Raw genomic sequence first — 20330 nt, 5'->3', positions numbered from 1 at the left:
TTCGGTTTTATAACATTTGCAAAACATTAAAAAAAGAAGATAACAATGAAAAAGACCTGGATTATTTTAGCTGTTGTAGCAGTAGTTATACTCATTATGTACTCCTCGGTAAAGGGAACCTACAATACAATGGTTTCGCGCGACGAGGCGGTGGATGCCAGTTGGGCTCAGGTGGAGAATGTTTACCAGCGTCGGGCCGATTTGATTCCTAACCTGGTGAATACGGTTAAAGGTTATGCCTCGCATGAGCGCGAAACGCTTGAGGGTGTCATTGAAGCGCGCTCGAAAGCTACTTCGGTGAATGTGAACCCGGAGAATCTGAATGAAGAGTCGCTGCAGCAGTTTCAGCAGGCACAAGCCGGGCTGAGCTCAGCGCTGAGCAGACTGATGGTTGTGGTGGAGCGTTATCCCGACCTCAAAGCTAACCAGAGTTTCCTGGATTTGCAGGCACAGCTTGAGGGTACGGAGAATCGGATAACGGTAGAGCGTCGGAAGTTTAATGAAAGTGCGCAGTCATTTAATACCTACATTCGTACCTTCCCCAAAAACATTTACGCCAACTTGTTTGGCTTTGACAAGAAAGCTTATTTTGAAGCTGATCAAGGGGCAGAACGGGCGCCGGAAGTAAGTTTCGACTAAAAAAGGAGAACCATGTCAGTACAAAACTTTTTTACAGACGACGAGAAGAAACAAATAACCGATGCGGTGAAAACAGCCGAGCTGAATACCTCGGGCGAGGTGCGGGTGCATGTCGAAGGAAAATGTCCGGAAGATGTGTTGGACCGCGCCGCTCATTGGTTTGAAACCCTGGCGATGCATAAAACGGAGCTGCGCAACGGGGTGTTGTTTTACCTGGCGGTTGATGACCATAAATTTGCCATTTTGGGCGATGCCGGAATCAATGCCAAAGTTCCTGCCGATTTTTGGGAAAACATCAAGGCGCACATGCTTTCGAAGTTCAAGGGAGGGCGGTTTGCCGATGGTTTGTCCGAAGGTATTCGAATGGCCGGCGAACAGCTGAAGGCCCACTTTCCCTACCAAACCGACGATGTCAACGAATTATCCGACGAAATTTCATTCGGAAAAAAATAAAACAGCATGTTCAAAAAACTTTCATTTTTACTGATTCTATTAATTTCATCTTCCTCCTTTGCCCAGGATATTCCCGAACGGCCCAATCCGCCGCAATTGGTGAACGACCTGGCCGATGTGCTTTCTGACACTGAAGAGCAGCGCATGGAGATGGAGCTGGCGCAGTTTGCCCGCGAAACATCCAACCAAATCGCGATCGTTACGGTGCCCAGCCTGAACGGTTACGACGCTTCTGATTTTGCTTTTCGAATAGGTGAGGAGTGGGGAATTGGACAAGGAGATAAAGACAATGGGGTGGTGGTGCTGTTCAAACCAAAAGTTGGCAATGAGCGTGGGCAGGTTTTTGTGGCCGTTGGTTATGGTCTCGAAGCTGTGATTCCGGATGCCATTGCTAATCGCGACATTGTGGATTACGAAATGATTCCGCGCTTTAAGGAAGGTGATACCTTTGGTGGATTGTACAACGGAACCCAGGTGATTATGTCGCTGGCCCGGGGCGAATTTTCGGCCCAGGAGTACCACGAAAAAGCCAGCGGCGGCAAAGGTGGTTTTCCTTTTATCCTCCTTTTCTTCCTGCTCTTTTTTGTGATCATCCCAATTTTGCGCGGACGAAGTCGGTATTACAATGCTGGAGGGAGAGGACGTGGAAGCAGCTTGCCTTTCTGGTTGCTGATGGGCGGCATGATGGGCTCGGGGCGCAGTCACGGTGGCTCGTTTGGTAATTTTTCCAGCGGAGGCGGAAGCTTCGGTGGCGGAGGAGGTTTCGGCGGATTTGGCGGCGGAAGCTTTGGCGGAGGTGGTGCCGGTGGGAGCTGGTAGCAGCACCAATCAAATTATACGATCAAAGAGAAAGGATCCGGTCTTTTTTTGGAAGAGGACCGGATTTTTTACGCTCAAGCTATTTCAGAAAAAGACAAGAGATCAGAGTTTCGCCTATAAAAAAAGCTCCATCATTTCTGACGAAGCTTTTAATCTTCTCGGGTGGAAGATGGGATTTGAACCCACGACCCCTGGAACCACAATCCAGTGCTCTAACCAACTGAGCTACAACCACCATGTTGCATTGCTACTTGCAAGCGGGTGCAAATATAATATTTTATTTCAGATCAATCCAAGCATTTGTCGAAGTTAAGGTGAATTTTTTTGACTAAAAATTCAAAGCTTTTCTTTTTCAAGAACTTCTCCCTCCGAATTTAACAGCATAAAAAAACGTTCAAGCTTTTCATTGCGAACAATGAGTTGGTACATCAGCGTTTGCTTCCTCTTGATGACGATCACATTCATCAGTTCTCCAACATTTTGGATCGCCTTTTTGATGTCGTCGGGAGCCTGTGTCAGGGGCAGATTTGTTTTTAGGCTTAGCAGTTCGCCCGAAGATTGAAACCGTGCAATATTTTCCATCTCATCGACATAGAAAATAGCTTCCCACTCGTCTCCGATCTGATTCCATTCGGTGTTAAGCGGGCGGTTAAATGTTTTGGCAAAAGCTTGCTTTACCGCTTTCGGAGTGCCCGACACTTTTGTTCCGGCTAATATTTTGGAAAGAAAATTTTTTGCGTCCATATTTTTAATGGGTTTGACGACCTATTCGTGATCTTATGACGAAAATTTTACGAATAGTGACGTTTGTTGCTTATACTTCTTTTTGATATAGATCGTTGTAAAGATAAATAACCCGTGTTCGTGCTCGTTTAAGTCGCATTTTTACTGCATCTTCGCTGATTCGCAACGTCTGGGCAATTTGCTTTCCAGACAAGCCATCCATATATTTCATCAGCAGCAATGCTTTTTCTTCGGGGTGAATCATTTCCAGTATTTTCATCAGGTTTTCATAGGTCATTTCCTGCAGGTCGGTCTCCGACTCATCAATGATGTCGGGCAATTCATTCTGATTGTTCCAATTTGGGTAATGCATTTTCTTTTTCAGCCTCAGATAATCGATACAATAATTATAAGCGATGGCGTAAAGCCAGGATGAAAACGATGCGTTGCCCTTAAAACCCGGAAGTTTTTCATACGCTTTGGATAAAATGTCGTTGGCAAAATCATTGGCTTGATTTCGATCCTTGATGAAGCTGTAGCATTTTTCGAACACCTTGCGGTGGTAACGGTTGTATAGTTCTTGAAATAGCTGGCTTTTGCCTTCCGTTAGAATCAGGCCGATAATCTCTTCGTCTTTCAATTGTTTAACATTTGCTTCCCACATTGTTGGTTCTTTTAGCTAACTGTAATTTTCTGACATTTTTCTGCCTTTGCGTTACTTTGTCCTGTTTCCTCGTCTAAATGTAAATCTCGACCATGAAAAACGGAAACTAAAGTAATGAATGGGATTGGAATTGAAACTGAAATATAAAAATTGTGAATTAAAAATGAAAACAAAAATCACCTTGGTCTTGACAGCTGTGAGTTTGGCTGTCTTATTTTCAGGTTGTGGAAAAGTTCCACAATCAGAATTGGAAGCAGCTAACGCTGCGATTGAGCAAGCCAAAGCTATTGGCGCTGATGTTTATGTGCCGGCCGATTTCGTGGCACTCCAAGATTCGATGCGTGCGGTGACGGAGCATGTTGAAGTTAAAAAGGGTAAGCTTTTTGCCAGCTACGGAACCGAAAAAAACCAATTGGTAGAAATTACCGGGATGGCTGCGGCAACGCAAGAAAAAGCGGAATCAAGAAAGCAGGAAGTTAAACTGGAAATTGAAACGGTGCAAGCCGAAGTAGCTTCAATTCTTGCACAGAACGCCGAACTGCTAGCACAAGCACCAAAAGGAAAAGAAGGAGTAGCTGCTCAGGAAGCCATTAGAAGCGAGAATAGCCTGATCGAAACGTCTGTAGCGGAAGTGGAAACTTTGGTTGCCAGCAATGATTTGCTGACAGCTTTGGATAAAGCAAAAGCTGCCCGGGAAAAATCCCTGGCTATTAATACCGAATTGAACGAAGTGATTGCCAAATACAGTCTGGCATCAAAGAGATAGTGCCTGGTTTATTAGGCATAATTCAATAAATGTCCCTGGGGGTTGTTCTCCGGGGATTTTTATAAAAAGCGGATGATAAGGGTGAAAAACGAAATAAAAAAAATAGGGCTTGGGGCAATGATTGTTGTGTTGCTTTTATTGTCTGTTGCCTTGGTTTTGCAAGTGCCCGAGCCGCCGTTGGCTGAGCTTAAGTCAGCCAGAGAGAAACTGGTTGAAGCTCAAAATTCAGAGGCCGATGTTTACGCTTCAAAGTTGTACGAAGAAGCACAACAATGGTACGATTCAGCGATGATAAACTGGGCTGCTCAAAATGAACGTTTTTTTTTGAACCGGGAATATAGCAAGGTAAAAGAGCAGGTTGACAAAGCCATTCAAAAAGCAAATGAGGCCTCCGGTCGAGGCATTGAGCAAAAAAAACAAACCGAGGGTCTTTTGATACAGGGAATGATGTCGCTGGACCAGAAAATAGCCGTGTATGAACAGGTATACAAAAAGATGCCTTTGCCAACTGCAGTGGTGAAAGCACATAACCGAGGTAAAATGAAACTGGCCGAATGCAGAGTCGCATATGAGGCCGGTCGGATTACCGAAGCCGGAAAGAGTTACGAGAAAGCAGTGGAATTGATTGAGAGCTCCGGAAAACATGCTGCACAATTGCTGAGTCGTTGGTTTGCCAGTTATCCACAGTGGAAAGAAAATGGCGGCAAGGCGATCAGTTTATCTCGTGGAGGAAAAACGGTGATTTTAGTCGATAAGTATGCTCACCGCTGTGTGGTCTATCGAAACGGTCAGGCAATTAAAACGTTTGAGGCCGAGCTTGGGATTAACTGGATAGGAGACAAGCGGCTAAAAGGAGACAAAGCGACACCCGAAGGAGTTTACAGGGTGATTCAGAAAAAGGATCATCAGCATACCCGGTTTCATCGGGCATTATTAATTAATTATCCAAACGACGAGGATAAGCGGCGAATTGAAGCGGAAAAGAGAAATGGAACACTGGCCCGGCTTGCCCTGCCTGGCGGGCTAATTGAAATTCATGGGCATGGCGGTAAAGGTGTCAATTGGACCGATGGCTGTATTGCGCTGAAAGATCAGGATATGGAAGTTCTTTTTCGTCTGGTTGAGGTAGGAGTCCCGGTTATCATTGTTGGCTCGCTGAAATCACTGAAGGAAATTCATCATTGAAAAGAATGGGTTATAAAATGATTCGTATAGAGCAGCATGTTGACGGAAATGAACTGGTACATACAATCCGGCGAAAATTCATTCGCTGGGTACTCGGTTTGACGGCAGCAGTAGGATTGGTCATCTTGATTGTTTCCTGGTTTTTTCTTGTTGTTCCCTGGATGATGAACAGCTCGTTGGCTTTTGAGAAGCAACAGGTGAGTATGCATACAGAGGAGGCAGGAAATCTATCCTTACAAAAAATAATCGATGATCTTGATCGGCTGAACTCAAAATTGAAACGGTTGACTCCGGGAGGAAGCTATCTGGTGATCAATACCACCGAAAATACATTTGCACTCTACCAGGGTAGGCAGCTCATCAGAGAAGGGATTTGCTCTACCGGAAGCTATGTGAAACTTGAGTTGGATCACCAAACTTCCTGGACATTTAAAACTCCGAAAGGCGTCTTCACTGTTAAAGGGAAGTTGGTCAATCCGGTTTGGCGCAAACCCGACTGGGCTTTTTTGGAAGAGGGCTTGCCTGTTCCTCCGGTCGATCATCATTCCAGGTTCGAATATGGTGTCTTGGGCGATTACGCCTTGAATTTGGGTGACGGGTATCTCATTCATGGGACCCTGTATAAACGGTTTTTAGGATTGCCTGTAACCCATGGTTGTGTCCGCATGAATGATGAAGATTTGGAAATGGTTTATCAAACGCTTCCGCAAGGTGCCAAAGTATTTATTTATTGAATTGAATCTGAGAATATCATTTCGAATGAGAAAGTGGGTTATTATACGTCTTCTGGCCTTGGTTGTTGCCTTTTTGTCGATGGTTGGCATGCTAACCTATGCGGTGTTTTCGGTTGCAGGAGTCAGGCAAAAAATGAAACTATTGAACGAACAATCCGATGCGCAATTGTTGAATTTTGATCCCTTGTTGGTTGATTCAGCCTACATGGAGTTGTTCAGGGAGAAAAATTGGCTGGAAACCAGACTAATTCTGTCGAAATCGGATTCTATCTACCTGTCGGTTCATTTGAAAGACAGCCTTTTGCAACTCGAGATGAAAGGGGTTGTTCTGACTCAAATCAAGCTAATTGATTTTGAATACGACAGGTTTTTTGACGTATTAAGCCCCGGAACCTATCACCATTTGTTTGCCACCCAAACTCAGGTCGATTCCACTTTTTCAACAATTGGGAAGGGGCCGGTAACAATTAAAAAGATCACGAACATCAATGCGCAAATATTGAGCGAATCTCCCGATACCATTAAAATTATGGAAGCAGTCCATTGGATCAGCTGGTTGGACAATGGTGTGCGGATCAATATTGAAGGGATTGGGACGGATTTTCCTGACAGAAACTGGCATCGTGAGCTATTTTGGATCTCTCAGGATTTGAAAAAAATTGCGAGAACCATCAAGCAAGCTTCAGCTTTGAAATTGCCTGATTATTATCCCGAAATAACCTTGGTGCTAACTGATCGCGATGCCAAAACGATTTTCCGGGCATTACCCGAAAAGCCGTTCGTAGCTTTCCGGTTCTAGAATAAAAAAACCAGCATCGGCGTTAGCAGATCTGGTTTTTGTCGTTTGCATGAAAACTTTGGCAGATACCTGTTCAAGTTCCTTTACAAGAGGTAAATCAGGGTCAGCATAAGGATTAGCACGATGGCGACTCCAAAGGCGATGATATTTCCTGCTTTTTGTGAATTTTCAACTTTTGCCATAATTTGTTCGCTTTTTATTAAGACGTGCCTGGTCGAAAAAGTAACGGTTTTTTTATTTTGTTTTCTGGATGATTAATTCTTATCCAAGTGAATTTTGTGGGTTGGATTTTCATAGATTTGCTGCGCTTTTTCGTCTCAGTATTTCTTAACCCAGATTGGAAAACATGAAAGCATTGCTTACCATTGGTTTATTGATTTTGTCAAATACCTTCATGACCTTTGCCTGGTATGGTCACCTGAAGTTTGGCGAGATGAAGTGGTTCAATAGATGGGGTTTGTTGTCTATTGTATTGATTAGTTGGGGAATTGCTTTGTTCGAATACGCTTTTCAAGTACCTGCCAACCGAATTGGGTTTCGAGATCATGGCGGCCCGTTTTCACTCATCCAGTTGAAAGTGATCCAGGAGGTGATTACCCTGCTGGTTTTTTCAGTGTTCGCCGTGGTGGTGTTCCGGAATGAAACTTTCAGGTGGAACCACCTGATTGGTTTTGTATTCCTGGTCCTTGCAGTCTATTTTATTTTTAAGAAGTAACCGTGGGTTGATTTGATTTTGACAAACCGAGCAGAAACAAGAACAGCCGACGAGTAGGCCAGCTGTTCTTGTTATATTTGTGTGTTCCTGATTTTTTTCAAATAGAACACCAGAAATTATTTTAGCACCCGCCTTTGATCGCTGCGGTTTGTACCGGTACGGGCTTATTCATGTTGCTCATGGCTTCAACCAGTTTCTCCAGGTCATTCGCCAGCTTTTGCCGGTAATTGTAGGTATTAATCACCTCTTTGGATGCGTTGGGCACCGGCGTTTCGATGTTCGAATACAAGTTTCTGAAGTCGGATGAAGATTCCTTCAGTAAGTAATTGGCCGATTTGCCGGCATAGTTCGATAGCAAATAGGCCTTTTTGGCTATGCTGTCGTGGTCGGCATAAAAATAATTGGTCTTAATTTTCTGTTTAAAAATCTTTTCCCATTTCCGGTCGTCAATTTCTTCCAACGGAATGTTGATTGCCAGCGGCAAATGGTAGCTTTCGAATGCTTCGGGCGATCGGACATCGATCACATTGATCCGGTGAAAATTGTGGGCAATTTCGAACGCCAGTTGATCAGAGGTAACTTCCTTGAAAGGATATTCCTGATGTCTTTTCGTCGAACTGATCCGTGTTTCAATAATCGCTTCTTTAGAAGGAGAAAAAGCGACCAGGGCGATCAACACAAAAGCCAGCGCACCGGCAATCGCATAAACGTTTCGCCTCTTTGTAGTTACTTCGGTTTGTCGCTTGGTCACTTTGTTTTCAATTAAGTGGGTGAGATAAAACGCCAAAATAGCTATCGCGGTAAGCGCTATAGCAAAGACGGTTTTCGACATGCCCAATTGTTCACTAATTAGTACCGGACCCCAATTTTCAGCCAGATAGATGTTTTCCCAAAAAGGGTAGCTTTCAGCAAAAGCAAAGACTCCGAGGGCCGAGCCAAATACAAAAGCAATGGCATCGAGTTTCCCAATGGCCGCCGCGCAAATACTTGTTCCGGGGCAAAAACCGCCAATGATGAAGCCCAGTCCCATGATGGCACCACCAATTAGAGCGGACCACAGAAATGTTGGGTTGATGTATATTAAGCTCAAATCGAGTATTCCCCAGTGTCCGAAAAGCAACACGCCAATCATGGCAGTGACGCCAGCTGTGAAAAACACTTTCAACACCGTAAAGTCGTAGCCGTAGAATAATCCAGCCAGTTTTTTGGTTGAAGAAAAGCCGGCCTGTTCCAGCACAAAGCCAAACCCGATGCCGACAAGCAGGGCAATCACCAGGTTAAATTCGTTGCTAATAATATAAGGTACTAATGGTCCCATAACCGATGGATTGATTAAATTTCTGAATAATTGAAGGAAAAATTAAAGCCACAATTTTCGGAAGAAATAGGCAAAAAAGTAGCCGCTTCCGAAAATGGCCAGCATGGTGATGATTCCGCCAAATGACATAACTGCCATGCCACTTAGTGCTGAGCCACTGGTACAGCCTCGTCCCAGCTGCGAACCCAGACCGAACAGAAATCCACCGATGATGGCTGCGACAATTCGCGTTTTGTTGGTAATTCTTGGGCCGCGCTCCAGCTTTAAGCCCATCCGGTTGCTGATCACCCCCGAGAGGAAAGCTCCAATCAGCACGCCAACAATCTCGAAAAACAGCCAGTCTTTCAGCGGGCCGCCTGGATGTGTTTCAGCATAATTTTTCAGGTAAGCAGTGTTCGCTGTATGTTCCGGAGCCAGGTCCGAAACCATTTCCAGCACCACGCTTTTGACACCGCCACTGGCACCCAGTCCGCGCCCAGTGATGTAGATGGTTAGCAGTAAAACCAGCCCCAGCAGGATGCCGGCTAAATAGGGATTCATGTATGGTTTTGGTTTCATCTTATTTGGTATTTTTTAATGGTTCATTTTCCGTGTGTGTGTCTTCCAGGTCTTCATATCCGGTCAACATGGCTTTTATGTTTGAAGTTGGCGTTTCTCCAGTGGTTGTCATATAAACATGAACGATCAGAAAAACCATCAGTAGGATCGCCCCAAGCGTGTGCCAAAAAGCGATGCCTTCAAGCGGATAATCTTCTACAACCACCAGGTTGTTTTGGTCGATGGTTTTGTAGAGCAGGTAAAAAATGCCGGAAATGATCGTCAATGGAATCAGAATGATTTTGAAGCTCAGGTAAACCATGCGTTGCAGCGGATTCAGCTTGCTGAGTTCCGTTTTGGTGGTCGGGTGCTTTTCTCCCTTAAAAATTCCAGACACGTAATAGAGTAGTTGCTCTTTCAGCTTTCTGGTGGTTGGAATGTATTGTTTCCATTCGCCGGTGGTAATGTGCCAAAAGATGGCAAAAACAATCAGCCCAATGAGCATCCATGAGGCTACGCGGTGAAACTGGACTGCTTTTTCGAAACCGAATATTTCGAAAGATCCATGCACTTCAAAGCCGGTGGCGGCCAGAAATAAGATGAGCGAAGCCTGGGTCCAGTGCCAGAAGCGTTCAAATCCTTTATAAATATATACTTTTCGCATAACTTGCTTGTTTTGTTTGAATTGAAGGTCGAAACTTGCTAATTTAATCGGTTAAGTCTTCCTGTTTGTAATCAATCACCTGCTTTTCGTATTTGTCTTTGACGATGTTTGATATAATTCGCATCAGTCCATGACCCACAACTGCCAGCAGTGCGAGAGCGATTAACCAGGTTCCCGCGGTGTCAAGTGTTTTGTTGCGGTCACGTCCGGGCATGTAAAAACCACTTAGGTTGGCCAGTCGTCCGTCACGCGAGTGGCATTCAACGCAGCTCAGCGCTTGTTCCTTCGGAGCCACCATGTGATTGACAGGCCAGTACATTTCTGTTTCAACAAAGCCGTACTTGCCGCTGAAAGGTAAGCCTACATCGCGCATCCCCGCAATGGCTGCTTTTTCCCAGTCAAAGTCTTTCCAGAAAGCGCTGTCTCCTTTGTTGTCGGAATAAAGCTTGGGTTGGATCAATCGCTTGAACTCCTTATCGTAAATCTGGTCACCCACGTGAATTTTCACGGGAATGATTTTGGAGTTGCGATCGTTGTAAGCTCCGTTCAGCGTATTGATCTGTACCGGGACAGAGGTAATGCTATCGCCCAAATGATATTGGTCGGCAGTGCCGTTAAACCAAACGTAGTCGGGCTTTACATTTTTTTCCCATTTAAATGAGCCTTTCATTGACAAATACCGGTGGTTGCCGATCGAGTCTTCTTCATGATAGGGTTGTCCGTCCTTCATTTTTCCGGCTTCGGACCAATGCCAAGCCATTTTAGTGGCATTAACCTTGGCATATTCAGGAATGTGACATGTCTGGCACGACACTTTCGATCCATGCCGGTTGAGTACGTGGCTGAAGTGTGGTGTATTGGTGTGGCACTGTTCGCAAGTCGCACGGTCGGTATTGTTTGTCGATACCGAGTAGAGTTTTCCGATGATTTGGTGATTCTCAGCCGTGTGGCAATCCACGCAGCTCATGTTCATCCCATTGACGGCCATGTGCACATCTACGTCGCGGGTGGTCGACAGTTGAGCAACTTCCAGATCACCATGTTTCACATTGTTTCCGCCACCACTAAAGAAGTGGCAGGAACCGCAGTTGTTTCGCTGAGGCGTGCCAACCGACTGGGCTACTTTTTGAAGGTTCACCGTCCGGTCGGGATAGCCGGCCATGGACGTTCCTTTTTTGTATTCTTCACTGTTGTCGTGACAAACCATGCAGTCCACATTCAGGGCATTGTTGTAATCAAAATGATCATCATTCATCCCGAACCCGATGTGACAGGCCGCGCAAGCTTGTTGATTTGAGTTGGAGCCAATACAGAAATTGTTCAGCAAGGTGTTTTTCCCGGAAGCTGAAATTCCCCGGCCTTCAACATACGATAGTCGTTCCCAGTTCCAGTGGGACGAAGCCATTACTTCTTTGTGGGTCTCGGTGTGGCACGAAAGGCAGGCTGCGGTCACCTCCTGTGGTGTTTCGAAATTTTGCTGAAGGATGTCCAGCTTGCTGTGGTCGACCGAAGGCGTTGGTTTGATGGCATATTCCTGCTTTAATGTTTCAAGCTTCAGATTGTACGTAGGCGCTTCGTGGAGAGCATTAACCAAAATTAAAACAACAATTATGGCTATAATGGTAAAAAGTATGTTTTTATACATGACTTTCATCTCTTGTAGGTTTTTGAGTGAATCAATTTTGTGAACTATTCTATATTGAAATGCAAATATATTGATATTTATAAATAAACGTATCGGTATGTTTAGATTATTGCATGTTTTAAGGGGAGTTGCTTGATTTTATTTTCTTAAGTATCTATTTACAAGGTATTTCTATGCGACCTGAATTGTAATTTATAATAGCTCTAAATTACCGGATGATCCAACTCAAAAGAGCAATTGTGCATCTTTTTGTCTTTTGTTTATGATTAATTAATTGGTGTGTTAGAGGTAGAATTTCAATGGGATAAAATTGATCGATCGCGTGTCAGTCAGCCGGTTTTTATTTATAGATTTGGTTTATGAATTTCAAACTGACTTCGGTTTCGTCCTTGCAGCTGTTTCAATTGATGCGGTTTGGAACCTTCATTTTGATTGGAATTGTGTTTACGAAAACCAATTTAAGCATCCAGTCGATTGGAGAATATGAGCAGTTTTTGTTTTTGGCGGGTAGCGTTAGCTTTTTCTGGTTAAATGGGTTAATCCGCGGGTTGCTTCCCATGGCTAATGAACCTCGACACGAAGGAGCATCACCGGTGTTTAACGCTTTTCTGCTGATTAGCCTTTTTACCTTTCTGGTTGTAGTCTTATTGGCAATTGCCGGCAACTTGGTTGGTAAAACCCTGCTGGGTGGTGAGGAAATTCCGTATTTGGGCCTGCTGTTGGGTTACCTTTTTTTTAGTGTTCCGGCCAACCTGATTGAGTACTTTTTTTTACTGCGGAATGAGCCGCGAAAAATTGTCTATTACGGAGCGGCCAGTTTTTTCACGATGTTTTTGCTGGTAGTGCTTCCGGTGCTGTTTGCGCTGGATTTTCACTTTGTTTTGTGTGGATTGCTGTTGGTGGCTTTTTTGCGCTATCTTTTCTTGCTGAGCTTGATAGTCCGTCTAAAAGAAATCAGGTTTTCGATGGACTTTATTCGTGAGCACTTGGGCTTGTCGGCACCATTGGTTGTTTCAGCCTTGCTGAGTGGATCGGCTCAGTATGTTGATGGCTTTATTATTACGTCACGATTTGATGAAGCGACATTTGCTATCTTTCGCTACGGCGCCCGCGAGTTACCGTTGGTTATTTTGCTGGCCAATGCTTTTAGCAATGCCATGTTGCCCGAATTCTCCAACAAATCCTTGTTGCAGGCTTCGCTTGCCCGCATCAAAAAAGAATCGGGACGCTTGGCTAACCTGCTTTTTCCGATAACCGCTTTGTTTATCGTGTCGAGTCATAAACTATTCCCCATTCTCTTTAATGCGGATTTTGCGGAAAGCGCTACGATTTTCAATATTTACTTGCTGTTGATTATCAGCCGACTCATTTTTCCACAAACCATCCTGATCGGATTGAAGCAAACCGCTGTCATTGTGCGTGCGTCGACTCTGGAACTCGTTCTTAATGTATCACTTAGCTTGATGTTTGTCCGGTTCTGGGGAATTACGGGCGTAGCCTATGCCACGGTAATTGCCTATTTGGTTGAGAAGATTTATTTAGTCGCGGTGCTCAATCGTCGCTTAAATATTGCGCCAATAAAGTACCAAAATAGTTTCAGTAACCTGTTCTATTCATTACTTTTGTTGGTAATCTTTTTTATTGTTGAGTTTGTAATTTATTGATATGGATATACTTCTTGATGATCCGGTTGTGGATGGACAATTTCGAGACCTTTTGGCAAAAATAAGGCGATTGAAAAACGGCGAAACCGTTGCGCAAATGAAAGCCTACGGTTTGGTGTATAAAATCAATTGGGGGGCTTCGGTTGTTTCGCTGCGCGAGTTGGCTAAAAGCTATGAGCGGAATCACTTGCTGGCGTTGAAACTTTGGAATAAACAATGGCGAGAAACCATGATTTTGGCCACTTTGCTTGATGAGCCCGAAAAGGTGACAGAAGAGCAGCTTGATTTTTGGACCAAGAGCTTTACAACCACCGAGATTGCTGAGCAGGCGGTAGCCAACCTGTTTGTACACACAAAATTTGCCTATGTTAAAGCCTTGGAATGGTGTCGTGGCAAAAAACACCTGGTTCGTTACACCGGCTTGCATTTGATGGGCCGTTTAGCCATGGTTGATAAAAAAGCCATTGATGAGATGTTTGAACCATTCTTTGTTGTCATCTTTCCTTTGGTGAAAGATCCGGATTTGGGACAAATCTTTTATCGCAGCATGCTTATTTTGGCCAATCGCAGCGAGCAACTCAAAGCAAAATGCATGGAATTTCTTGACCTGGCGCAAGACATGGACGAAGAACAGGCGCAAAAAATGGCCGGCCTGCTGTTGGAAGATCTGGCAGAGCGCTAGCTGACCTCGGCTTCCCGACCCATCTTTATAAAACCTAAACGAACAGGTCATGATTAAACCAACAATGGTCAACAGCAGCGGCAGGTTACTTCCGCTTTGTTTAAGCGTATTGTTCAGCCTCGGCTTAATCGTTCTTTTTTCATGCTGTGAGTCGAATCTTCGTGTGGAAGATTTGCGTGTTGATTATCAGTACAACCCACTGGGCGTGGATTCTCCACAACCTCATTTCTCGTGGAAAATTAGGTCTGATAAACGGAGTGTTTATCAAGCTTCCTGGCGGATTATTGTCGGCGAAAGCTTGCAGGAAGTAAGCCATAAAAATGGTTCGGTCTGGGATTCTGGCGAATTCAATTCCAGAAAAACGGTCAACATAGCCTACGACGGATCCCCGTTACAAAGCAACAGGAAGTATTTTTGGCGAGTGGAGATAACTATAGATGAGCATGTGAAAGTATGGAGCGAACCCGCGAGTTTCCATACGGGTTTCCTGGATTCATCTGATTGGAAATCCCAATGGATAACAACGAAGGAGGAGATTGTTGACGCCAGTCCGTTATTTCGAAAAGAGTTCTCAATCGACAAAAAAGTTAAACAGGCTTACGCTTTTGTCTCGGCTTGTGGATTTTATGAATTTTATTTGAATGGCAAAAAAGTAGGCGACCAGGTATTGGATCCTGCGGTAACCGACTATCGACGCCGAATTTTGTATTCCACATTCGACCTAACCGGGCTTTTGAAAAATGGGGAAAATGCCTTTGGCGTGATGCTAGGAAATGGCGCTTACAATCTGCGGCAAACTGCAGGGCGCTACAGTTGGGGTGACGGCGGCACCCAGCTGGGAAATCCCGCTTTTATTGTGCAAGTCCATATTGCTTATGACGACGGTAGTCAAACGGTGATCACAACCGATGAATCGTGGAAATATGCAGACGGTCCGATTACGTTTAACAATATTTATGGTGGCGAAGATTACGATGCCCGAAAAGAAGCGGATGGTTGGAGTTCGCCTTTTTTTTCAGATGAGAATTGGCGAAAGGCACGTTTGGCAGAGTCGCCTGGCGGGCAGTTAAAATCGCAGTCGATGCCGGCAATTAAGGTAACCGAAACGCTTGAGCCGATAGCGGAAACAAATCCTGCTGAAGGTCTCTATCTCTACGATTTGGGACAGAATATTGCTGGTTGGTGGCGGGTTCAGCTGAAAGGAAAAGCGGGGCAGACCATTCGCATTCGTGGGGCCGAGACCTTAAATGATTCCTTGTTTCCAAAAAAATTGGAGGAAATCGACCGCTTGAGTGAAAAGCATCGTTATCACGCTCAAACCTGGACCGACTATACAATGAAAGGCGGCGAGCTTGAAACGTATGAACCGCGATTTTTTTACACGGGTTTCCGGTATATTGAAGTAGCCATCGGTGACCAGGAGGATTTGGAGATTTTGAAAGTGGAAGGTCGCGCAGTTGGCAGCGCACTCGAACGGAACGGAAGGTTTGCGTCGTCCGACTCGCTTTTGAATCAAATTCACAGGGCTGGCTTGTGGTCGCAAAAAGGAAACCTGGTTGGATATCCGACAGATTGTCCACACCGCGAAAAGGGCGCCTACAATGGAGACGGACAGGTGATTGCCGAAACATCGATGCATGATTTTCAAATGGCTCCGTTTTATTACAAGTGGCTGAATGATATGCGGGATTCGCAGGACCCCAACGGACGGATTCCAAATACATCGCCCACGCTGATTGGTGGCATGGGCGGTGGGGTAGCCTGGGGGAGCGCCTATGTCCTGATTCCCTACTGGATGCACTATTACTACGATGATACCCGAATCCTGAAGGAGCATTACCCCGCCATGAAAAGGTATTTGCAGTATTTGCAAAACCTGGGCAAGACAGATTCAAATCCTGAAGAGCCGTTTATAATCAATGATTTTGATGGTTACTGGTATTCGTTGGGCGAGTGGTGTGCTCCGGGCGAGAGTGATGGCCCCAATCATGCGGTGGTGAACTCCTTTTATTATTATTACAACGCAAAGCTGATGGCGGAAATCGCTGAAATATTGGGACATCAAGATGATGCTCATCAGTTTTCAACCTTGCGTGATACCATTCGGGAGGCATTCAATAGTCGGTTTTTTAATCCGGAAACCTTGCGTTATGGAACGGATTCAACCTATCAGACCTACCAACTATTGGCGCTTCATGGCAACCTGGTTCCGGCAGGGCATCGGCAAGGCGTGCTGCAAACCGTTATTGATGACATCAACCGGCGCGACGGTCATTTGCATACGGGCATCATTGGGACCAAATATTTATGGCCTGTTTTAACTACCGGTGGATTTAGTGATTTAGCTTTTGCCACAGCAACAAAACAAAGCTATCCCAGCTACGGCTACTGGATTGCAAATAATTCAACCACTTTGCTGGAAGAATGGTCGGGCGAAAATTCACACAATCACCAGATGTTTGGTTCGGTGGTTGAGTATTTCTATAAATACCTGGCTGGAGTTCAATCGCCAATGGAGGGCAAAACGACAAAAGGCTATCAGGATATCCTTTTAAAACCAACTGTTCCGGATGGTTTGAATCAGGTAAATGTTTCAATTGAAACTGTTGCCGGAACCGTTGTATCGAACTGGGTGAAAGATGAACATTCATTTCGTTATAACGTCAGTGTTCCGGCAAACACCAGTGCAACAGTGGCTATCCCGGCATTTAATTTTAAACAGGTAAAAATCACTGAAGGAAATATTGTGATATGGGAAAACGGGCATTTTGTGTCCGGCGTTTCAGGTATTGAGAATGTTGCGAGGACAGAAGATGATATTCGGATTGAAATAGAATCGGGGGATTATCGTTTCACCTTGATGGACCAGCATTAGGCGTTTGCGAAAGTGACCTGGACTTTTGGTATTGGCTTTGGTTTTCTTTAACGAGTACAAAATGTCAGTGTTCCGAGAATTGGTACGATTTTTATAGATAGGGCTACGGACAATTTTAAAAAGAACGAACTATGAATTTGACAAAATCTTCAAATCCCGCGTTATCCAAGTCGGTGTTTAGCCGGGTACAAACGGACGCTCAGGCCGATGTGATGACAATAGAGGGAACCGTAAATAAAACAGGCCTGATGTTTCTGATCTTGGCTTTCGCCGCTGCTTTTACCTGGCGTAAGTTTTTTGGGGTATACGAGTATGGGTCACCCGAAAGTGCTTTTTCGGTTGTCGCTCCCTGGTTGATTGGTGGCGGAATTGGAGGCTTTATTGTGGCCATCATTACCGTGTTTAGCCCTCGCTATTCCAATATTACAGCTCCCATTTATGCGGTTCTTGAAGGCCTTTTCCTGGGTGGAATCTCGGCGTTCTTTGAGGCACAGTATCCCGGATTGGTCATGCGCGCCGTGGCTTTGACTTTTGGTGTATTTTTTATTATGCTATTTCTATTTCGCTCTGGCAAAATACGGGCAACAGGTAAATTTCGAATGGCAATCATCGCCGCTACCGGCGGGATTGCACTGATCTATTTTGTTAGCTTCATAGCGGGCATGTTTGGTGTAAATATTGGATTCCTGCATGGCAACAGCTTGTTCAGCATTGGCTTTAGTCTGGTTGTTGTTGGCATTGCCGCTTTAAACCTGATCCTGGATTTCGATTTTATTCAGCGCGGAGCTGAAGGAGGTGCACCCAAAATTATGGAGTGGTACGGCGCTTTCGGGCTAATGGTGACGTTGGTGTGGTTATACATCGAAATTTTAAGACTGCTTTCAAAATTGGCCAGCCGCGATTAAAAGAACAAGTAAAAAAGAATTAGGGCAGGGACTTCGGTCCCTGTTTTTATTTTCTGGCGATATGTTGTATTTTCGGTGTTTTCAAATCAAGTTTAAGATCGATGCAGCTAGTAGAGGTGACTAACAAAAAGCAGGTGGATGCGTTTCACCGGCTTCCTTATTTTATTTATAAAGAAGACAAAAACTGGGTGGCACCCCTGAGAATGATGGTTGAAGACATTTTCAACCCCATTAAAAATAACACCCTGAGAAAAGGAAGTGCTTGTCGCTGGCTGGCTTATAAAAATGATAAACTTGTCGGACGAATTGCGGCCTTCCATACTCCTGGCTACGCCGGGCAGTTTGAGCAACCAACGGGTGGTGTCGGTTTTTTTGAGTGTACCAATGACCAGGAAGTAGCCAATCAGTTGTTTGATACCGCAAAGGCTTGGCTGATAGCGGAAGGGATGGAGGCAATGGACGGCCCCATTAATATTGGAGAGAATTTTTTTAACTGGGGTCTCCTGGTAGATGGATTTGTACAGCAATGCTTTGGTATGAACTATAACCCGGATTACTACCATAGGCTTTGGACAAGTTATGGTTTTCAAACCTATTACAAGCAGTATAGCTACCATTTGAATATTACCAGTCCCGATTTGCCGGAGCGCTTTTGGAAGATCGCTGCATGGATGGCCAAAAAACCAGGCTATCATTACGAACACTTCAAGTTTAAAAATCGTGCGAAATACATCGCCGATTTTATTGAGATTTATGATGAAGCCTGGCGAAAACATGATAACTATAAGCTGATTGAATCCCAGGATTTACATGATATGATTAACAGTTCGAAGCTTATTCTGGAGGAAGAATTCATTTGGTTTGTTTATCACGAAGGGAAACCCATTGCTTTTTTTATGATGATACCGGATGTGAACCAGTTGATTAAGTACTTTCCGAGTGGAAAGCTAAACTTTTTCAAAATTCTTCGCATGCTATACCTGAAGTGGAGAAAAGTGATTACTAATTGCCGCGTGATTGTCATGGGAGTTGTTCCCAAATTTCAAAAATCGGGAATTGAGTCGGCTATTTTTTACCAGTTACGTCAGGTGTTGCTTCGGAAGCACTGGTATAATGATATGGAACTTAGCTGGGTCGGAGATTTTAACCCAAAAATGATTTCGATTTTTGAAGCCGTTGGTGGGAAAAAAGACAAAACGCACCTGACTTTACGGTATTTATTTGACCGACAGAAAGAGTTTAAGCGCTCACCTATCATAGAAGACTAGCTGAATGTTATTATTTACGTATATTATTTGTCGTATCTTTTCACCCAAACAATTGATCAAACCATGCAATTACAAGTAGTTAATGATTCGGAAAATAGGAAGTTGTTTCACCAGCTTCCCCACCTCATTTATAAAAACGATAAAAACTGGGCGGCTCCTATCCAGGGAATGGTCGAGAATACCTTCAATCCCGATAAAAATCCTTCGTTTAAACAAGGCGAGGCCGAACGCTGGGTGGTTGTCGATGATGCCGGCCGGCCGATTGGGCGAATTGCCGCCTTTGTCAATTATCACAAAGCGAAAACTTTTGAGCAGCCTACAGGAGGGTGCGGCTTTTTCGAGAGCATCGATGATCAAGAAGTTGCTAACCTGTTGTTTGATACTTCCCGAAAATGGCTGAGCGAACGCGGGATGGAAGCCATGGATGGTCCGGTCAATTTTGGCGAGAATTACATGAACTGGGGCCTGCTGGTTGATGGTTTTATGCCGCAGGGTTATGGCATGCCCTACAATGCACCTTATTACCTGAAATTGTTCGAGAATTATGGCTTTCAGATGTACTTTAAGCAGTTCAGTTATCACCTGGATTATTCCGTACCATTTCCTGAACGATTTTGGAAAATTGCCGGATGGGTAGCCCAAAAACCAGGCTACAGTTTCAAGCATTTCGACTACAATGACCCGGAAAAATTCATTCAGGATTTCTGTTATATATATGATGAAGCCTGGCGTTTTCATGAGCATTTCAATCCGTTGGATCCACAGGATTTACGAGATTTTATTCAGGATTCGAAAGCCGTGCTCGACCCTGAGATGATCTGGTTTGCCTATCACGATGAAGAGCCTATCGCCCTGTTTGTGATGGTGCCCGACATCAACCAGATCTTGCAAAAGCTGAATGGTAAGTTGAATTTCATCAACATGCTAAAGTTTTTGTATTACAAGAAGAAAAAGGTGATCAACCGTACCCGGATTCTGATCATGGGGGTCATTCCTAAATACCAGCGCTCGGGTATTGAATCGGCTATTTTTTGGCATCAGGATAAGCTGATGAAGAAGAAGCCGCAGTACACTGAAGTGGAGCTTTCGTGGGCCGGCGATTTCAATCCAAAAATTGTCGCTTTGTACCAATCTGTGGGTGGAAAACATGTCAAAACCCATTACACTTTGCGCTACCTTTTCGACCGGAATAAACCCTTTGAGCGGGCTCCGATTATTGGGGCTGAAAAAGATGAATAAAAAACAGAAAATCTTTGGAAATTAAGAAAGTGTATT

20 protein-coding genes and 1 tRNA gene are annotated in these 20330 nt (G+C 44.5%); 14 read left to right on the top strand and 7 right to left on the bottom strand.

From position 1 onward, the window contains the following. Positions 1–45: 45 nt before the first annotated feature. From AAC033_RS00405 to AAC033_RS00395, 3 genes are read left to right on the top strand one after another with little or no spacing between them, the layout of a single operon-like run. Positions 46–639 carry a LemA family protein gene (locus AAC033_RS00405; protein ID WP_339734181.1) on the top strand — a complete coding sequence of 198 codons (594 nt, stop codon included), beginning with the start codon at positions 46–48 and terminating at the stop codon, positions 637–639. A gap of 12 nt (positions 640–651) precedes the next feature. Beyond that, a complete protein-coding gene (locus tag AAC033_RS00400) occupies positions 652–1092 on the top strand; it encodes a TPM domain-containing protein (protein ID WP_339734179.1) in 441 nt (146 codons plus the stop codon). Between the two features lie 6 nt (positions 1093–1098). Next, complete coding sequence (locus tag AAC033_RS00395; RefSeq protein WP_339734177.1) at positions 1099–1911, top strand: TPM domain-containing protein; 813 nt, start codon at positions 1099–1101, stop codon at positions 1909–1911. A gap of 160 nt (positions 1912–2071) precedes the next feature. On the opposite strand, the gene AAC033_RS00390 is transcribed toward AAC033_RS00395, so the two are convergent. The 3 genes from AAC033_RS00390 to AAC033_RS00380 all read right to left on the bottom strand — a co-directional run bounded on the left by AAC033_RS00390 (position 2072) and on the right by AAC033_RS00380 (position 3298). Then, positions 2072–2147: transfer RNA gene (locus AAC033_RS00390), tRNA-His, on the bottom strand. A 100-nt stretch (positions 2148–2247) separates the two neighbouring features. Beyond that, positions 2248–2655 (bottom strand): hypothetical protein, encoded by a 408-nt coding sequence (locus AAC033_RS00385; RefSeq protein ID WP_339734175.1) that lies wholly within the window; start codon positions 2653–2655, stop codon positions 2248–2250. A 70-nt stretch (positions 2656–2725) separates the two neighbouring features. Continuing rightward, the gene (locus AAC033_RS00380; protein WP_339734172.1) at positions 2726–3298 is read right to left on the bottom strand and encodes an RNA polymerase sigma factor; all 573 of its coding nucleotides are present in this window, start codon (positions 3296–3298) and stop codon (positions 2726–2728) included. Positions 3299–3461: 163 nt separating this feature from the next. Between AAC033_RS00380 and AAC033_RS00375 the strand changes: the two genes are divergently transcribed. The 5 genes from AAC033_RS00375 to AAC033_RS00355 all read left to right on the top strand — a co-directional run bounded on the left by AAC033_RS00375 (position 3462) and on the right by AAC033_RS00355 (position 7497). Then, positions 3462–4064 carry a hypothetical protein gene (locus AAC033_RS00375; protein WP_339734170.1) on the top strand — a complete coding sequence of 201 codons (603 nt, stop codon included), beginning with the start codon at positions 3462–3464 and terminating at the stop codon, positions 4062–4064. A gap of 81 nt (positions 4065–4145) precedes the next feature. Continuing rightward, positions 4146–5249, top strand: coding sequence for a L,D-transpeptidase (locus tag AAC033_RS00370; protein WP_339734168.1), 1104 nt, complete (start codon positions 4146–4148; stop codon positions 5247–5249). 17 nt (positions 5250–5266) lie between these two features. Then, positions 5267–5983 (top strand): L,D-transpeptidase, encoded by a 717-nt coding sequence (locus AAC033_RS00365; protein WP_339734166.1) that lies wholly within the window; start codon positions 5267–5269, stop codon positions 5981–5983. A gap of 25 nt (positions 5984–6008) precedes the next feature. After that, on the top strand, positions 6009–6782 hold the full coding sequence (locus AAC033_RS00360) for a hypothetical protein (RefSeq protein WP_339734164.1): 774 nt from the start codon (positions 6009–6011) through the stop codon (positions 6780–6782). A 346-nt stretch (positions 6783–7128) separates the two neighbouring features. Beyond that, positions 7129–7497, top strand: a complete 369-nt coding sequence (locus AAC033_RS00355; RefSeq protein ID WP_339734162.1) for a DMT family protein — start codon at positions 7129–7131, stop codon at positions 7495–7497. 121 nt (positions 7498–7618) lie between these two features. Here AAC033_RS00355 and AAC033_RS00350 read toward each other — a convergent pair whose 3' ends face one another. From AAC033_RS00350 to AAC033_RS00335, 4 genes are read right to left on the bottom strand one after another with little or no spacing between them, the layout of a single operon-like run. Then, a complete protein-coding gene (locus AAC033_RS00350; protein ID WP_339734160.1) occupies positions 7619–8815 on the bottom strand; it encodes a YeeE/YedE thiosulfate transporter family protein in 1197 nt (398 codons plus the stop codon). A gap of 42 nt (positions 8816–8857) precedes the next feature. Then, positions 8858–9373 carry a YeeE/YedE thiosulfate transporter family protein gene (locus tag AAC033_RS00345; protein ID WP_339734158.1) on the bottom strand — a complete coding sequence of 172 codons (516 nt, stop codon included), beginning with the start codon at positions 9371–9373 and terminating at the stop codon, positions 8858–8860. A 1-nt stretch (position 9374) separates the two neighbouring features. Continuing rightward, a complete protein-coding gene (locus AAC033_RS00340) occupies positions 9375–10016 on the bottom strand; it encodes a cytochrome b/b6 domain-containing protein (protein WP_339734156.1) in 642 nt (213 codons plus the stop codon). A 43-nt stretch (positions 10017–10059) separates the two neighbouring features. Then, positions 10060–11670 carry a tetrathionate reductase family octaheme c-type cytochrome gene (locus AAC033_RS00335; RefSeq protein WP_339734154.1) on the bottom strand — a complete coding sequence of 537 codons (1611 nt, stop codon included), beginning with the start codon at positions 11668–11670 and terminating at the stop codon, positions 10060–10062. 350 nt (positions 11671–12020) lie between these two features. Between AAC033_RS00335 and AAC033_RS00330 the strand changes: the two genes are divergently transcribed. The 6 genes from AAC033_RS00330 to AAC033_RS00305 all read left to right on the top strand — a co-directional run bounded on the left by AAC033_RS00330 (position 12021) and on the right by AAC033_RS00305 (position 20294). Next, on the top strand, positions 12021–13325 hold the full coding sequence (locus tag AAC033_RS00330; RefSeq protein ID WP_339734152.1) for a polysaccharide biosynthesis C-terminal domain-containing protein: 1305 nt from the start codon (positions 12021–12023) through the stop codon (positions 13323–13325). 1 nt (position 13326) lies between these two features. Continuing rightward, the gene (locus AAC033_RS00325) at positions 13327–14007 is read left to right on the top strand and encodes a DNA alkylation repair protein (RefSeq protein WP_339734150.1); all 681 of its coding nucleotides are present in this window, start codon (positions 13327–13329) and stop codon (positions 14005–14007) included. A gap of 49 nt (positions 14008–14056) precedes the next feature. Then, positions 14057–16882, top strand: a complete 2826-nt coding sequence (locus AAC033_RS00320) for a family 78 glycoside hydrolase catalytic domain (RefSeq protein ID WP_339734148.1) — start codon at positions 14057–14059, stop codon at positions 16880–16882. Between the two features lie 131 nt (positions 16883–17013). Further along, on the top strand, positions 17014–17787 hold the full coding sequence (locus AAC033_RS00315; RefSeq protein WP_339734146.1) for a Bax inhibitor-1/YccA family protein: 774 nt from the start codon (positions 17014–17016) through the stop codon (positions 17785–17787). Positions 17788–17888: 101 nt separating this feature from the next. Further along, entirely contained in the window at positions 17889–19055 is a 1167-nt protein-coding gene (locus AAC033_RS00310; protein ID WP_339734144.1) for a GNAT family N-acetyltransferase, read from the top strand. A 63-nt stretch (positions 19056–19118) separates the two neighbouring features. After that, a complete protein-coding gene (locus tag AAC033_RS00305) occupies positions 19119–20294 on the top strand; it encodes a GNAT family N-acetyltransferase (RefSeq protein WP_339734143.1) in 1176 nt (391 codons plus the stop codon). The last annotated feature ends 36 nt before the right edge of the window (positions 20295–20330 follow it).

The organism is uncultured Sunxiuqinia sp. (genome assembly GCF_963974515.1).
GTDB lineage: Bacteria > Bacteroidota > Bacteroidia > Bacteroidales > Prolixibacteraceae > Sunxiuqinia.
The sequence above is the reverse complement of the archived record's forward strand: the minus strand, read 5'-3'. Positions and strand labels throughout refer to the sequence as shown.

Excerpts from the sequence above, each read along its gene's own strand:
- AAC033_RS00405 (WP_339734181.1), top strand. The coding sequence starts at position 46 with ATGAAAAAGACCTGGATTATTTTAGCTGTTGTAGCAGTAGTTATACTC.
- AAC033_RS00400 (WP_339734179.1), top strand. The coding sequence starts at position 652 with ATGTCAGTACAAAACTTTTTTACAGACGACGAGAAGAAACAAATAACC.
- AAC033_RS00395 (WP_339734177.1), top strand. The coding sequence starts at position 1,099 with ATGTTCAAAAAACTTTCATTTTTACTGATTCTATTAATTTCATCTTCC.
- AAC033_RS00385 (WP_339734175.1), bottom strand. The coding sequence starts at position 2,655 with ATGGACGCAAAAAATTTTCTTTCCAAAATATTAGCCGGAACAAAAGTG.
- AAC033_RS00380 (WP_339734172.1), bottom strand. The coding sequence starts at position 3,298 with ATGTGGGAAGCAAATGTTAAACAATTGAAAGACGAAGAGATTATCGGC.
- AAC033_RS00375 (WP_339734170.1), top strand. The coding sequence starts at position 3,462 with ATGAAAACAAAAATCACCTTGGTCTTGACAGCTGTGAGTTTGGCTGTC.
- AAC033_RS00365 (WP_339734166.1), top strand. The coding sequence starts at position 5,267 with ATGATTCGTATAGAGCAGCATGTTGACGGAAATGAACTGGTACATACA.
- AAC033_RS00360 (WP_339734164.1), top strand. The coding sequence starts at position 6,009 with ATGAGAAAGTGGGTTATTATACGTCTTCTGGCCTTGGTTGTTGCCTTT.
- AAC033_RS00355 (WP_339734162.1), top strand. The coding sequence starts at position 7,129 with ATGAAAGCATTGCTTACCATTGGTTTATTGATTTTGTCAAATACCTTC.
- AAC033_RS00350 (WP_339734160.1), bottom strand. The coding sequence starts at position 8,815 with ATGGGACCATTAGTACCTTATATTATTAGCAACGAATTTAACCTGGTG.
- AAC033_RS00345 (WP_339734158.1), bottom strand. The coding sequence starts at position 9,373 with ATGAAACCAAAACCATACATGAATCCCTATTTAGCCGGCATCCTGCTG.
- AAC033_RS00340 (WP_339734156.1), bottom strand. The coding sequence starts at position 10,016 with ATGCGAAAAGTATATATTTATAAAGGATTTGAACGCTTCTGGCACTGG.
- AAC033_RS00335 (WP_339734154.1), bottom strand. The coding sequence starts at position 11,670 with ATGAAAGTCATGTATAAAAACATACTTTTTACCATTATAGCCATAATT.
- AAC033_RS00330 (WP_339734152.1), top strand. The coding sequence starts at position 12,021 with ATGAATTTCAAACTGACTTCGGTTTCGTCCTTGCAGCTGTTTCAATTG.
- AAC033_RS00325 (WP_339734150.1), top strand. The coding sequence starts at position 13,327 with ATGGATATACTTCTTGATGATCCGGTTGTGGATGGACAATTTCGAGAC.
- AAC033_RS00320 (WP_339734148.1), top strand. The coding sequence starts at position 14,057 with ATGATTAAACCAACAATGGTCAACAGCAGCGGCAGGTTACTTCCGCTT.
- AAC033_RS00315 (WP_339734146.1), top strand. The coding sequence starts at position 17,014 with ATGAATTTGACAAAATCTTCAAATCCCGCGTTATCCAAGTCGGTGTTT.
- AAC033_RS00310 (WP_339734144.1), top strand. The coding sequence starts at position 17,889 with ATGCAGCTAGTAGAGGTGACTAACAAAAAGCAGGTGGATGCGTTTCAC.
- AAC033_RS00305 (WP_339734143.1), top strand. The coding sequence starts at position 19,119 with ATGCAATTACAAGTAGTTAATGATTCGGAAAATAGGAAGTTGTTTCAC.